The organism is Tardiphaga sp., assembly GCF_041424195.1.
Classification (GTDB): domain Bacteria; phylum Pseudomonadota; class Alphaproteobacteria; order Rhizobiales; family Xanthobacteraceae; genus Tardiphaga.
The window spans coordinates 1-13,809 of the sequence record NZ_JBGMOE010000034.1; the positions used below are offsets into that span (position 1 = coordinate 1).

The 13,809-nt window shown below is 62.5% G+C and carries 11 protein-coding genes; 4 read left to right on the forward strand and 7 right to left on the reverse strand.

Going from position 1 to position 13,809, the window contains the following annotated elements; all coding sequences use genetic code 11:
* From ACEK02_RS04470 to ACEK02_RS04485, 4 genes are all read left to right on the forward strand, one after another.
* Positions 1 to 1,433: ABC transporter substrate-binding protein (locus ACEK02_RS04470; RefSeq protein WP_371420597.1), on the forward strand; the 1,433-nt coding region annotated here is incomplete at its 5' end.
* A complete protein-coding gene (locus tag ACEK02_RS04475; protein WP_371420598.1) occupies positions 1,430 to 2,449 on the forward strand; it encodes an ABC transporter permease in 1,020 nt (339 codons plus the stop codon). The genes ACEK02_RS04470 and ACEK02_RS04475, both read left to right, overlap by 4 nt.
* A 13-nt stretch (positions 2,450 to 2,462) precedes the next feature.
* Positions 2,463 to 3,293: an ABC transporter permease gene (locus ACEK02_RS04480; protein ID WP_371420599.1), complete on the forward strand. Its 831-nt coding sequence runs from the start codon at positions 2,463 to 2,465 to the stop codon at positions 3,291 to 3,293.
* Positions 3,294 to 3,298: 5 nt separating this feature from the next.
* Positions 3,299 to 4,954 carry a dipeptide ABC transporter ATP-binding protein gene (locus tag ACEK02_RS04485; RefSeq protein ID WP_371420600.1) on the forward strand — a complete coding sequence of 552 codons (1,656 nt, stop codon included), beginning with the start codon at positions 3,299 to 3,301 and terminating at the stop codon, positions 4,952 to 4,954.
* A 60-nt stretch (positions 4,955 to 5,014) separates the two neighbouring features.
* Here the strand turns inward: ACEK02_RS04485 and ACEK02_RS04490 are convergent, their stop codons facing one another.
* The 7 genes from ACEK02_RS04490 to ACEK02_RS04520 form a co-directional block, all read right to left on the reverse strand.
* Positions 5,015 to 5,995: a Bug family tripartite tricarboxylate transporter substrate binding protein gene (locus ACEK02_RS04490; RefSeq protein WP_371420601.1), complete on the reverse strand. Its 981-nt coding sequence runs from the start codon at positions 5,993 to 5,995 to the stop codon at positions 5,015 to 5,017.
* A 172-nt stretch (positions 5,996 to 6,167) separates the two neighbouring features.
* The gene (gene nikE / locus ACEK02_RS04495) at positions 6,168 to 7,868 is read right to left on the reverse strand and encodes a nickel ABC transporter ATP-binding protein NikE (protein ID WP_371420602.1); all 1,701 of its coding nucleotides are present in this window, start codon (positions 7,866 to 7,868) and stop codon (positions 6,168 to 6,170) included.
* Positions 7,865 to 8,713, reverse strand: a complete 849-nt coding sequence (locus ACEK02_RS04500) for an ABC transporter permease (protein ID WP_089268018.1) — start codon at positions 8,711 to 8,713, stop codon at positions 7,865 to 7,867. Before ACEK02_RS04500 ends, nikE begins: the two co-directional genes overlap by 4 nt.
* The gene (locus ACEK02_RS04505) at positions 8,710 to 9,741 is read right to left on the reverse strand and encodes an ABC transporter permease (protein WP_371420603.1); all 1,032 of its coding nucleotides are present in this window, start codon (positions 9,739 to 9,741) and stop codon (positions 8,710 to 8,712) included. The genes ACEK02_RS04500 and ACEK02_RS04505 overlap by 4 nt, the downstream gene beginning before the upstream one ends.
* A 112-nt stretch (positions 9,742 to 9,853) precedes the next feature.
* Positions 9,854 to 11,470, reverse strand: coding sequence for an ABC transporter substrate-binding protein (locus ACEK02_RS04510; RefSeq protein WP_371420604.1), 1,617 nt, complete (start codon positions 11,468 to 11,470; stop codon positions 9,854 to 9,856).
* 152 nt (positions 11,471 to 11,622) lie between these two features.
* On the reverse strand, positions 11,623 to 13,053 hold the full coding sequence (locus ACEK02_RS04515) for an NAD(P)-binding domain-containing protein (RefSeq protein WP_371420605.1): 1,431 nt from the start codon (positions 13,051 to 13,053) through the stop codon (positions 11,623 to 11,625).
* Positions 13,050 to 13,808, reverse strand: coding sequence for an SDR family oxidoreductase (locus ACEK02_RS04520; protein ID WP_371420606.1), 759 nt, complete (start codon positions 13,806 to 13,808; stop codon positions 13,050 to 13,052). Before ACEK02_RS04520 ends, ACEK02_RS04515 begins: the two co-directional genes overlap by 4 nt.
* Position 13,809: the final 1 nt, after the last annotated feature.

The window sequence follows — 13,809 nt, forward strand, 5'->3', positions numbered from 1 at the left end:
ACCAGCAGCAGCCGACGCTGACCCTGGGCGGCAAGATTTATGAGAGCCTGCTGCGTTACAGTACCGACCTCAAGCCGATGCCCGGCATCGCGCAGTCCTGGGAGGTTTCGCCCGATGGCCTCACCTACACGTTCAAGCTGTTCCCGGGCATCACCTTCCACGACGGCAAGCCGCTCACCTCGGAGGACGTCGCGTTCTCGATGACCAAGATGCTGCCGGAGACGCATGCGCGTGCGCGTGCAATTTATTCGCGCATCGACAAGGCCGAGACGCCCGACCCGCTCACGGTCATCTTCAAGATGAAAGCGCCGTTCGCGCCGTTCCTCACCGCGCTCGATTGCACCACCGGTCCGATCGTGCCGAAGCACATCTATGATGGTTCGGACTATCGCAAGAACCCGGCCAATGCGCAGGCGATCGGCTCGGGTCCGTTCAAGCTGAAGGAGTGGGTCAAAGGGTCCCACGTCCATCTCGTCCGCCATGAAGGCTATTACCGCAAGGATGAGCCTTATCTCGACGAGGTCATCTATCGAATCATTCCGGACGCCGCGTCGCGCTCGCTGGCGCTGGAGCAGGGCAAGATCCAGCTCACGCAATGGAACGACATCGAGTTTTATGATGTCGCTCGCCTGTCGAAGCTGCCGAATTACGAGATGACCACCAAGGGTTATGAATATTTCGCCCCGCATCAGTGGCTCGAGCTCAACAACCGCGTCAAGCCGATGGACGACAAGCGCTTCCGTCAGGCCATTGCGCATGCGCTCGATCTGAAGTCGATGGCGCAGCGCGTCTATTTCGGTATGCCCAAGATCGCGACCGGGCCGGTGTCGTCGAAGACCCGCTTCTACGAGAAGGATGTGAAGCGCTATGACTACTCGATCGAGAAGGCCAAGGCGCTGCTCGACGAGATGGGCCTGAAGCCCGGTGCGGATGGCAAGCGCGTCACGCTCAAATATCTGATCCCGCCCTATGGCGAGGTCTATCAGCGTGCCGGCGAATTCATTCGCCAGACGCTCGGCCGTGTGGGCATCGACATCCAGCTCGAGAACACCGATGTCGGCGGCTGGGCCGAGAAGTTCAGCAACTGGGATTACGAGATGACCGGCAACCTGGTCTATCAGTACGGCGATCCCGCGCTCGGCGTGTCACGCACCTATATCTCGTCCAACATCAAGAAGGGCATTCTGTTCTCGAACACCGCCGGCTATTCCAACCCGGAGGTCGATCGGTTGTTCGACGAGGCAGCGTCCGCAATTGACGATGCCAAGCGTCAGGAGCTGTACAGCAAGGTGCAGAAGATCCTGGTCGAGGATGTGCCGGTGGTCTGGATGTTCGAGGCGGCCTATCCGACCTTCATCGACAAGCGCCTGAAGAACGTCACCTCAACCGGCGTTGGCGTGCATGAGTCCTTCAGCTCCGTGAGCTTCGGATGACCTCTGCCTCGATCAACAACGGCGGTCGTGTTTTCGCGATCGCCCTCGCGCTCGCGGGATGGTTCGTCAAATTCGTTGCGGTCGTTCTGGTCATTGCGACCTTCAACTTCATTCTCGTCCACGCCGCACCCGGCGATCCAGCACAGGTGATTGCCGGCCAGAGCGGCGCCTCCGACGAAAAGCTTCTGGAGCAGTTGCGTGCGGAATACGGGCTCGACAAGCCGTTTCCGATCCAGCTCGCGACTTATCTGAAGCGCGTCGTGACGCTCGATCTTGGTTATTCCTACCGCCAGCAGCGTACGGTGGCGTCGCTCATTATCGAGCGTTTGCCGGCAACACTGTTGCTGACGGCAACGGCCTTCATTCTCGCGCTGCTGTCCGGGATCATCCTCGGCACGCTGGCCGGTGTGCGTGCCGGCAAATGGTCAGACACCGTCCTGACCATCGTGTCGTTGCTGCTCTATGCGACGCCGGTGTTCTGGCTCGGTCTCATGCTGGTACTGCTGTTCTCGGTTCAGCTCGATTGGCTGCCGGCCTTCGGCTACGCCACCATCGGCGTGCCGATGACGACACTGGAGCGCATGGGCGATATCGGGATGCATCTGATCCTGCCGGCCGTGTCGCTCGCAGCCGTGTATCTCGCGATCTATACACGTCTGATGCGCTCTTCGGTGCTGGAGGTTACCCATCAGGACTTCATCAAGACCGCGAAGGCCAAGGGCCTGAAGCAGGGCCGCATTATCATTCGCCACATCCTGCGTAATGCGATGCTGCCGATCGTCACCGTCGCCGGTATGCAGGCCGGTGCGCTGGTCGGCGGCGCGGTGGTGATCGAGACCGTGTTTGCCTGGCCTGGTCTCGGCCGTCTCATCTATGACGCGCTGCTGCAGCGCGATTATCCGGTATTGCTCGGCGTGTTCCTGGTGATGTCGGTGATCGTGATCGCGCTCAATCTTCTCACTGATGCGATCTATCGGGTGATCGATCCGCGCGTCTCCGTGCGTGCGACATCGTGAACGGGATTTTATGATGTCTACGCTCAAATCGTTTCTCCGCCATCCGACCGGCATGATCGGTCTGCTCGTCCTCCTCGCGGTGGTCCTCCTCGCGGTGTCGGCGCCGTGGCTGTTCCCCGACGATCCCTGGGATATGGTCGGCGCGCCATTCCAGCCGCCGCTGAGTGAGGGGCTCTGGCTCGGCTCCGATATGCTCGGCCGCGACGTGGCTGCCGGCATCGCGCATGGCGCCCGCATTTCGCTGATCATCGGCGTCATCTCGACGCTGACGGCACTGATCATTGGCGTGACCATCGGCGCCATCGCCGGTTATTTCGGTGGCAAGGTCGACGAGGTGATGATGCGCATCACCGAACTGTTCCAGACCATTCCGGGCTTCATCCTCGCCATTCTTCTGGTCGCGACGCTCGGACCGAAGATCTCCAACGTGATCTTCGCCATCGGCATCGTGAGCTGGCCGCCACTGGCGCGGTTGACGCGCGCCGAATTCATGCGGCTGCGTGGGCGTGAATTCGTCCAGGCTGCGGTGTGCCAGGGCCAGCGTCCGCTGACCGTGGTGTTGCGCCGCATTTTGCCGAACGCGATCTCGCCGATCATCGTCACCGGATCGCTGGCGGTTGCCAGCGCCATTCTGATCGAGAGCGCCTTGAGCTTCATGGGCCTCGGCGATCCCAATCTGATGTCATGGGGCTTCATGATCGGTGCCGCGCGTACCGTGATCCGTCAGGCGTGGTGGATGAGCGTGTTTCCCGGTCTCGCCATCCTGCTCACCGTGCTCGCCATCAATCTCGTGGGTGAAGGTCTCAACGACACGCTGAACCCCCGCATCTCACGCAAGCGATAGTATTCATGACCGACAAAACACTGCTTGCCATCGAGAACGTCTCCATCAGCCTGCCGCCGGGCGCTGATCGTCCTTTCGCCATCGAAGACGTGTCGCTTACCGTCAACCGCAACGAGATCGTCTGCCTGGTCGGTGAGTCCGGCTCCGGCAAGTCGATGACCGCGCATGCGATCCTGCGACTGCTGCCCGAGCGTACAGGTGTTGCGCAGGGCAGCATCAGCTTCAACGGCAACGACATCGCGAAGGCCGACGAGCCGACAATGCGCAAGCTGCGCGGCGGTGCTATTTCGATGATTTTCCAGGAGCCGCTCAGTGCGCTCAATCCGCTGGCCCGCGTCGGTCAGCAGATCGCAGAATCGATCATCACGCATACCAAGCCGGCGCCGTCCAGGGAGGCGGTTGACGCACGCGTGCAGGAACTGATCCGAGACGTCGGCCTGCCGGATCCGGTGGCGCTGGCGCGCAGCTTTCCGTTCCAGCTCTCGGGTGGCCAGCGTCAGCGCATCATGATCGCCATGGCGATGGCCAACAATCCGGCGCTGCTCCTGGCCGACGAACCGACCACGGCGCTCGACGTCACCACGCAAAAGCAGATTCTGGCGCTGGTGAAGAAGCTCCAGTCGGAGCGCGGCATGGGCGTCCTCCTGATCACCCACGATTTCGGCGTCGTTGCCGACGTCGCCGATCGTGTTGTCGTCATGCGCAATGGCCGTGTCGTCGAGCAGGGCACCGTCGATGAGGTGCTACGCAATCCGAAGGACGACTATACCAAGAGCCTGATCGCCGCCGTCCCGGGTGCGCGCTCGCTGACCAGGGCCGATCGCAAGATCACTGGCGAACCTTTGTTGGACGCTGTCGGCCTGAACAAGACCTTCATCACCAAGCAGGGCATGTTCCTGCCGCCGCGCCGGACCGATGCGGTGCAGAACATTTCGCTCGGCCTGAAGGCGCGCGAAACTGTGGCCATCGTCGGCGAGTCCGGTTCGGGCAAGTCCACGCTCGGGCGGTTGATCATGCGGCTGATCGAGCCTGATACGGGCTCCGTTCATTTCAGCGGCGCTGATCTTTTGGCACAACGCGGCGAGAAATTGCGCCAGATGCGCCGCAAGATCCAGATCGTGTTCCAGGATCCCTTCGCGGCGCTCGATCCGCGGCAGAAGGTCGGCGACGCCATTGCCGGCGGCCCGATTGCCTATGGCACGCCCTCCAAGGAAGCCATGGCCGATGCCAAGCGTCTGCTGGCCCGCGTCGGCCTGCAGGAGAGTGCAGCCAACCGCTATCCGCATGAATTCTCCGGCGGTCAGCGGCAGCGCATCTGTATCGCGCGTGCGCTGGCCCTGAAGCCTTCGGTGCTTGTGGCTGACGAAGCCGTTTCGGCACTCGACGTCTCGGTGCAGGCGCAGGTGCTGCAGCTTCTCGCGGAACTGCGCGAGGAGATGAATCTGGCCATGATCTTCATCACCCATGACCTGCGTGTCGCCGCCGAGATCGCCGACCGAATCGTGGTGATGCGGCGCGGCGAGATTGTCGAGCAGGGCGAAACGCAGAAGATCTTCCAGAATCCGAGCGACGCCTATACGCGTGCGCTGCTGGATGCGATCCCCGGCCGCGCGATGTTCGCCGGTCCGGGCGCCAGGCAGGCGGAAGCTGCTTCCGCATAAAATGAGACACCCCAGATGCAGCCTATCCGCATCTGGGGTGTCTTTGTAAATCCGCTCAGGTCAGTCCAGCTTGACGTTGGCCTCGGTCACGACCTTGCGCCAGCGCGCAACTTCCGCCGACACCATCTTGCCGAAGTCGGCACCGGCCACATCGGGCACGTCGGAGCCATTGCGCTCCCACGCTTCCTTGATCGCCGGCGCCTGCAATGCAGCCTTCAATTCCTTCGCCATGCGCTCGACCACGTCGGGCGGCGTGCCCTTGGGCGCGAACAGCCCGTACCAGGTCGATACTTCATAATTCGGCAAACCGGCTTCCGCCGCGGTCGGCAGATCGGGGAATGCGGCGACGCGCTTCGGCGCGGCGATCGCCAGCGCGCGGAGCTGCCCCGCGCGGATCGGTGCGGCGGATGAGCCGAGACCATCGAACACCACTGGCACGTGACCGGCGATCAGATCCTGCATGGCCGGACCTGCACCGCGATAGGGCACGTGCTGGATCTTGGTCTGGGTCAGGATCTTGAACAGTTCGCCAGCCAGATGGTGCGTGGTGCCGGCGCCGGCCGAACCATAAGAGAGCTTGTCCGGATTGGCCTTCGCATAGGCAATGAATTCACCGAGCGTCTTGGCTGAGACCTTGTCGGGATTGACTACGATGACCTGTGGCGGCCGTGCGATCAGCGCCACCGGGATGAAGTCTTTCTCGATGTCATAATCGAGGGTGGGATAGAGCGACGGCGCGATCGCGTGATGCGCGGCGCCCATGAAGAAGGTGTAGCCGTCAGGCGCCGCCTTGGCAGCGGCCGAAGCGCCGACCGTTCCGCCGGCACCGGCCCGGTTCTCGATGATGACGCGCTTGCCGATCTGGGTATCGAGCTGCGCCGCCAGTGGCCGCGCAAAGGCATCGGTACCGCCGCCGGCGGCGAAAGGGACGATGAAGGTGACTTGTTTCTGGGGCCATGCCTGGGCGTGAGCGCCTGACGTCATGGCAGAACAGCCGGCCATGACGGCAAGCAAGGCAACGTGAACGGCTTTGATCCGCACGGAATCCTCCCGATTTTGCTGCGCCATTGGCGGCGCTTGATCTTATGTTCGGCGAGATGGGTCCCCGATGCAAGGTATCCGGCGCCGGACCAACTCACACTATAGTCGGTATGATCCCGCGGGCGGGACCGAACAAGGCGTCCGTTGCGGCGTTTCGCCGCTAGCACCCGGGCTAGGCGTCGGCCGCTACCCTTTGCGCGGCGATCATCTCGATATGCGGAACCGCAGCAACCAGTTCGCGGGTGTAATCAGTCTGCGGATTGTCGAACAGTTGATGGCTCTCACCTTGCTCGACGATGGCGCCGTTGCGCAGCACGATGGTCCGCTGGCACATCATGCGGACGACGTTGAGATCGTGACTCACGAACAGGAAGGCGAGATTGTCCTCGCGCCGCAGCCGCTCGAGCAATTGCAGCACCACGGCCTGGACGGAGACGTCGAGCGCGGCCGTCGGCTCGTCCAGCACCAGAAGCTTCGGCCGGCAGGCAATTGCGCGGGCGATGCCGATACGGGCTTTCTGGCCGCCGGACAGCTGATGCGGAAACCGCTCCAGAAGATTGGCCGGGAGGCCGACGCGGTGAGCGCATTCGCCGACGCGCTGGCGCAGCGCCGCCCCATTGCGCATGCCGAGCAGGCGAATCAGGGGATGGGCGATACAATCGAAGGCGTTGAAGCGCGGATTGAGACTGTCGTTCGGATCCTGGAAGACAATCTGGATCTCGCGGCGCTGCGGCGCGCGGTGGAAGTCGCGCGCGGGAACATGGCTGATCGACTGGCCGTTGAAATTGATGGTGCCTTCGGTCTGATCGAGCAAACGGCAGATCATGCGCGAGGTCGTACTCTTGCCCGAGCCGGATTCGCCGACGAGGCCGACACTTTCGCCGGGCGCAATCGCCATCGAGAAATTCTCGACGCCGACAGTGCCGTCGTCGAAGCGTTTGACGAGATCGAGAACTTCCAGCAGCGGCGGCGTGCCATACGTCGGCTTGGGAGGCGCTGGCAACGGAACGGCTGGCACCAGCAGCTTCTCGTCGTCGGTCACGAGATCCTCGACGCGCGAAGTCGCGGTCGGCGACGCTGCGACGAGACGCTTGGTGTAGGGATGCTGCGGTGAGCGGAACAGCGTCAGCGCGTCGGCTTCCTCGACCAGTTTGCCCTGTTCCATCACCACAACACGGCGGCAATAGCGCGCGGCGAGGCCGAGGTCGTGGGTAATGAGGATCGTCGCCATGCCCCGCTCGGCGGCGATGCTGGCGAGAAGATCCATCACCACTTTCTGCGTGGTGACGTCGAGGCCGGTGGTCGGTTCGTCGGCAATCAGCAGGGCCGGATTGCTGGAGATCGCCATGGCGATCATCACGCGCTGGCACATGCCGCCGGAGAGCTCGTGCGGATAGGCGTTCATGCGCTTTTCGGGATCACGGATCTTCACCGCGCGCAGCAGTTCGAGCGATTGTGTGCGGGCCTCCGATACAGAGATCTTGCGATGCGCCAGAATGGCGTCCGCAATCTGCTGGCCGATGGCGCGGATCGGATTGAGCGCGCCGCGCGGATTCTGGAAGATCATGGCCATCGCCGAGCCGTGCATCTCGCGCAGGCCGGCGCTGGTCATCCTGGTAATATCGCGGTCACGGAAATTGATGCGGCCGCCGGAGATTTTACCCGACGCGTCCAGCAGGCGCGTCATCGCAAAGCCGGTGACAGATTTTCCGGAGCCGCTCTCGCCGACGATGCCGAGCGTCTCGCCCTCGGCAAGCGACAGCGAGATTCCGCGCACGGCCTCGACTGGACCGCGGCGTGTCGAGAAGGTGACCTGAAGGTTTTCGATATCGAGCAGCGGCTTTGGTGTCGTCATCTCTTTCGCTGCAATCATGTACGTTGTCTGGGATCGAGGATGTCACGGAGTCCATCGCCGAGCAGATTGAAGCAAAGCACGGCGAGCATCAGCGCCAGCCCGGGGAACGCGACCAGCCACCATTTTCCGGTGGAGATGAAGCGCGCGCCTTCCGCGACCATGATGCCCCATTCCGGCGTCGGCGGTTTCACGCCGAGGCCAATGAAGGAGAGGCCGGCGGCGTTGATGATGGCCCAGCCGAGATTGAGCGACATCTGCACCACCATCGCGGGCAGCACGTTCGGCAGCAGAAAGCGCAGTACTACGGAAACATGGCTGTCGCCGCAGGCGCGGGCGGCCTCGACCCAACCGAGATTGCGGCGGACATTCACTTCGGCGCGCGCAAAGCGGATGTAAAAAGGCAGGTTAATGATCGCGGTGGCGATGACGATGTTCTCGACCCGGTTGCCGAGGGCAGCCACCATCGCCATGGCGAGCACGAAGAGCGGGAATGCCATCAGCACATCGACGAAGCGGCCGACGGCGCGATCCAGCTTGCCGCCGGAATAACCACAGAGGGCACCGATGACGGCGCCCAGCGCGAAGGAGATGCCGACGGCGGAGACAGCAATCGCGAGATCGAGTTGCGCGGCCACGATGATGCGGCTGAACACGTCGCGGCCGAGCTGATCGGTGCCGGCCCAATGCGCGGCGCTCGGCGGCATCAGCGCATTCTGGACATTCGATGCAATGGGATCGTAGGGCACGATCCACGGGCCGAAAATGCCGACAAAGATCAAGAGCGATGCGCCGATGGCCGCAATGCCGGTGATGGGGTTGCCGCGCAGGATGAAGGCGGCGTGTTGAAGTGTTGCGCTGCTCATCCGATGGAGATCCTGGGATCGGCGATGCCATAGAGCACATCGACGACGAGATTGACGATAACGAAGACCGACGCCATCAGCAGCACGAAGCCCTGCACCGGCGCATAGTCCGACGACAGCAGCGCGTCGAGCGCGTAGGAGGCGACGCCGGGCCAGGAGAACACTTTCTCCACCAGTACATTGGCGCCGAGCATGGTCGAAAACACGATACCGGCAATGGTGATGACGGGCAGGATGGCGTTGCGCAGTGCATAGGTGACGATGATGCGCCACCAGGACAGGCCCACGGAACGCGCGGTACGGACGAAGTCGCTGCCCAGCGATGCCAGCATCGAGGCGCGGGTAATGCGTGCCAATGGTGCGATGACGAACAGCGCCATGGTGCAGGCCGGCAGGATCAATTGCTTGAATGCGGCCCACCAGCCGTCGAAGTCGCTGGCGAGCGCAAAGTCGATCAGCAGGAAGCCGGTATGTGCGGGCGGCAGCGTCGTGAAGATATCGACGCGCCCAGTGGGATCGGGCGACACGCCGAACAGATAATAGAAGATATAGATCAGCAGCAGACCCGACACGAAGGTCGGGACGCAGACCCCGAGCGCGCAGAACAACCGCACGCCGTGATCGATCAGGGATCCTGGTTTGAGCGCGGCCAGCACACCGAGCGGAATGGCCAGCACCATCGCGATCAGCAGCGCGGAGAAGGTCAATTCGAGGGAGGCTGGCAGGCGTTCTCGCAGATCCTTGGTGACATTCTGGCCCGTCATCAGCGAACGGCCGAGATTGCCGCGGCCGACGTCGTAGAGATACAGGAACAGCTGCTGTGGCACCGGCTTGTCGAGACCCATCTGCTTGCGAATGGTCTCGATTTCCTCCTTGCCGGAGTTGGGTCCGGAGGCAAAGAACACGGCGGGGTCACCGGGCAGCACGCGCATCAGCAGGAAGGTGAAAATCAGCACGCCGAACAACGCAGGCAAGGAGGATGCGAAGCGTCGCGCGGCACGGATGGCCGTTGCGCCCAGTGTCGTCATGATCGGTTACTCGTCGTCATGGGCAGCTCGCTACGGCTAGCTTCGCAAGCTGCGTAGATCCGAAGCGCCACAGAATGGCGCTCCGGGATTTGTTCGCATGGTGCCCGGACAATCACTTCCGGCTGAGGTCGCGGTAATCGACCTGGCGATGGAACTGATAGGTGTAGCCCGTCAGGTTCGATGCCATCACCGCATCCTGGCTCGGCTGCCACAGCGGAATCTGGGGCATCACGTCGAAGTTTATCGCATTCAATACCTTGCCGTCGGCTTCGTACTTGGCCTTGTCTGCCTCGAAACGAGCCTTCTGCGCGACCGCAGTCAGCTCGGCATTGTCGATGGAAGAGTAGTTCCAGCGTTGATTGCCGGTGTAGAAATTGCGGTAGAAATAGTCGGTCGACGGCAGCCAGGCGACCACGCCTTCGGTGAAGAACGGCAGCTTCTTCTCGGTGATCTGCGTCGACATCTGGGCATCGGGCAGCTTCTGGATATCGACCTTGATGCCGATCTTGGCGAGAGATTCCTTCAGCAACGCAGCCATCGGCTCGGCGGTTGCCGCCTGTCCGACATTAAAGCTGAACGTGGTCGAGAAACCGTCCGGATAGCCGGCGGCCTTCAGGTAAGCCTTGGCCTTGTCGAGATCGAGCTTGACCGGCTGCGGGATCGGGAACGCACCTGATGGTGGCTTGCCGTCGGCCCAGGTCGCGCCGAACAACGGCGCGCCGCGGCCGAACAGGGCGGCCTTGAACATGTCGTCGTAAGGCAGGGCATAGGCAATGGCGCGCCGCACGTCCACTTTGTCGAAAGGTGGCATCTGGTTGTTCATCGAGATGAAAGTGAGCGCATTGTATTGCGGCGTCGAGATCACCTGCAGCTTGCCCTTGGCCTCAAGTGCCTGTGCGTCGTTGGCCTGCAGGTCGATGACGATGTCGGCATCGCCCTTCTCGACAAGATTGGCGCGGGTCGCGGGTTCCGGCACGGATTGAACGATAAGGCGCTTGAAGAAGGCCTGCTTGTTGTCAGGTCCGCGATTCCAGGCATCGTTGCGCTTGAGGATTACCTGCTCGCCGGGCTTGAACTGCTCGATGATGAAGGCGCCGGATCCCGCAGTATTTTCCTTGAGCCAGGCCTGCGCCCAAGGATCTTCCTCTGTGGCATGGGCCTTGGCGACTTTCGAATTGATGATGATCGGATAGACGGTGGCGAGGTTCGGCAGCGCCAGCTTGTCCGGCTGCGGCAGGGTGACCTCGATGGTCAGCGGGTCGATGACCTTGAACTGGCTCGCATCGGTCATGGAGCCCGTGAGCAGCTGCGCCTTGCCGAGCACTTTTGCGGTCACAACGCGATCGAGCGACCACTTCACGTCTTCGGCGGTGACGGGGGAGCCGTCCTGGAATTTAGCGTCCTTGCGCAGCTTGAAGGTGATCTTCAAACCGTCGGGACTCACATCGAAGGACTCGGCGAGTTCGCCGCGAATGGTATCGAGATCGAACACCCATTTGCCATTGAGCTGCTTGCGGCCGAACGAGACGAGACGGTCATAGGTCGAGAGGCTGACAGCGAAAGCTTCGCGGGTCGAGCCGGGAATATTGGGATCGAGCGTGTTGACGGCGGCGCCCGTCACGTAGCGCAGGGTTTCTACACGGGTTTGCGCATTGGCAGGAACGGCGGCGGTGAAGAATGCCAGCGCTGCGGCGGCGCCGAGCATCTGCTTGGAATAGATCAGTCCCATAACCCTATCCTCTGAATTCGACGGAAACTCTGAACGGACTCGTCAGTGCCTGACCTGTCGAGCGACCTGTCCATTGAAGCAAGGAACGCGCCAAACGACGGTCGATAGGTGCCGGGCGGGCGGAGTTTTCCCGTCCGGGATAATTTGGTCCTTTAGCTTTTTGCCGCAGCTTCCGCCGCCCTCGCAATGGTCACTTGGGGAACGTCGTAGGCCTCGAACGCGGTCCAGTATCGCTCGATATCCGCGCGGAACAAGCCGCGCGTCAGGCCATGCACCAGTTTCGGAATTGCCGTGGTCATGGCGTTGATCGATGACCCCGACGGCCCGAAGCTCATGGTGGACGCAATTGCGAAGAGATGGATGTGGGAGATCCACGGCGTTGCGCCGGGAACGCGTTCCGTCAGCGCGTAATCGTCCGCGAGATAGGGGAAACGGCCGAGGCGTGGGCTGAGCTCGGTTTCCGGCGGCTGGTAGCGATCGTCCCAGGTCGCGATATTACCCGCGCAATTCTGCAATTCTCGGCGAGTCGAGAAATCCATGTCGATGCCGGTGCCGCAGATCACGAAATCTGCAGTGAAGGTACCCTGTGGTGTCTGTAGCGAAACCCGGTTGCCCATTTTTTGTGCCGATTGAATGGGCGCGTTCTCATGCAGGTGAAAGCCCTGATGCCGCGCGCAGCGATCCCAGGTCGGCTGCGGGAAACCCTCGCGCAGGTCCATGAGACGCCGCATGAAGCGCCAGCGCCACCCATCGTCGAGTTCGCTGAAGTGGCGCAGCAGGCCGCGGAAGGTCAGCCAATGATAGGGCTGGACAATCTGGATCTCGGCACGCCGACACAGCAGATGCACCTCCGCGCCGGCTTCGAGCGCGGTCGCTGCATTGTCGAACGCAGATGCGCCGGCGCCGACGACGACAACGGTCTTGCCGCGCAGGGCCTCGAAATCGATATCCGCGGATGCGTTGACGCAGAGTGACGATGGCAGGTGTTGGAGCTGCTCCGGAATCATCCAGTCGCCCATGCCTTCCTGGCCGGTCGCCAGAACGACCTTGCGCGCGTGGATGACTTCAATGCCGTTGGTGCTCTGCACGGTGGCTGCAAGCAGGCCATTGGAAGCAGGGCCAATGTCGAGCACTTCGCAGCCATTGCGCACCGGCACGCCGGTGATGCGCCTGAACCACAGGAGATAGTCCGCCCAGTGTCCGCGGGGGATGCGATCGAGCGCCTGCCAATGCTCGTTGCCGAACATGGCTTCGTGCCATGATTGATAGGTGAGGGCGGGGATATCGAGATCAGGGCCGGTGAAGTGCTTCGGGCTGCGCAGCGTCGGCATGCGGGCGTAAGTGAGCCAGGGGCCTTCGCGGCCTTCTGCGCTTTTGTCGAGAACGAGGATATTGGTGACCTGCGAGCGCAGCAGGCCAAAGGCCGCTGTGACGCCGCACTGGCCGGCGCCGACGATCAGCACGTCAAAGGCGGGCGTGCCGTCCGGGGCTGACTTCGGCTGCAGCCATGGCATGTTCGGATGCGCGATCTTGTGGAGATCGTCGCGGACCTGCGCTTCGAGCGCCTTGAGCGCGTCGTTCATGCTGCGAGCCATCCGCCATCGACCGGCAGCACAGTGCCGGTGGTGAAGGATGATGCATCGCTCGCCAGATGCAGCGCGGTCTGCGCGACTTCTGCGGCGAGGCCGAACCGCTTCATGGCGTGACGGTTGCGCGAGGCGTCGCGCACGGGTTCCGGTTCCGCATGGCGTGCGAAGCTGCGGCGCAGCAGCGGCGTGTCGATCGCGCCCGGTGCAATCGCATTGACGCGAATGCCGTCGGTCGCAAAGTCCACGGCCATGGTACGCGTCAGGCTGATGATCGCGCCCTTGGCAGCGATATAGGCGCTGTTGCCCTTGCCGCCGGCAATGGCGAGTTGCGACGCCAGCGTGATGATCGAACCGTTGCCCTGTTTCTGCATCTGCGGGACGGCCGCGCGCGCCCACAGCCAGGTGCCTCCGACATTGGTGCGAAACACGGCGTCCCAGTCTTCGGGAGTCGTGGTAATCACGGTGCCGCTGCAGGAAAAGCCGGCCGATGTCATCAGCACGTCGAGCTGACCACGGCGTGCGACAATCTCACGCGTGACGGTCTGCGCGAAATCGCCGTCGCCGACATCGCCGACATGCACCGAGGCGCTGTTCGCATCGGGGAGTGCCGCCAATGTCTCTTTCAATCCGGCTTCATCACGATCGACCAGTGCGACGAAGGCACCTTCCTGCGCGAACAGCATGGCACTGGCCTGGCCAATGCCGGAGCCCCCGCCGGTGATGATTGCGGTACGTCCCTGAAGTCTCATG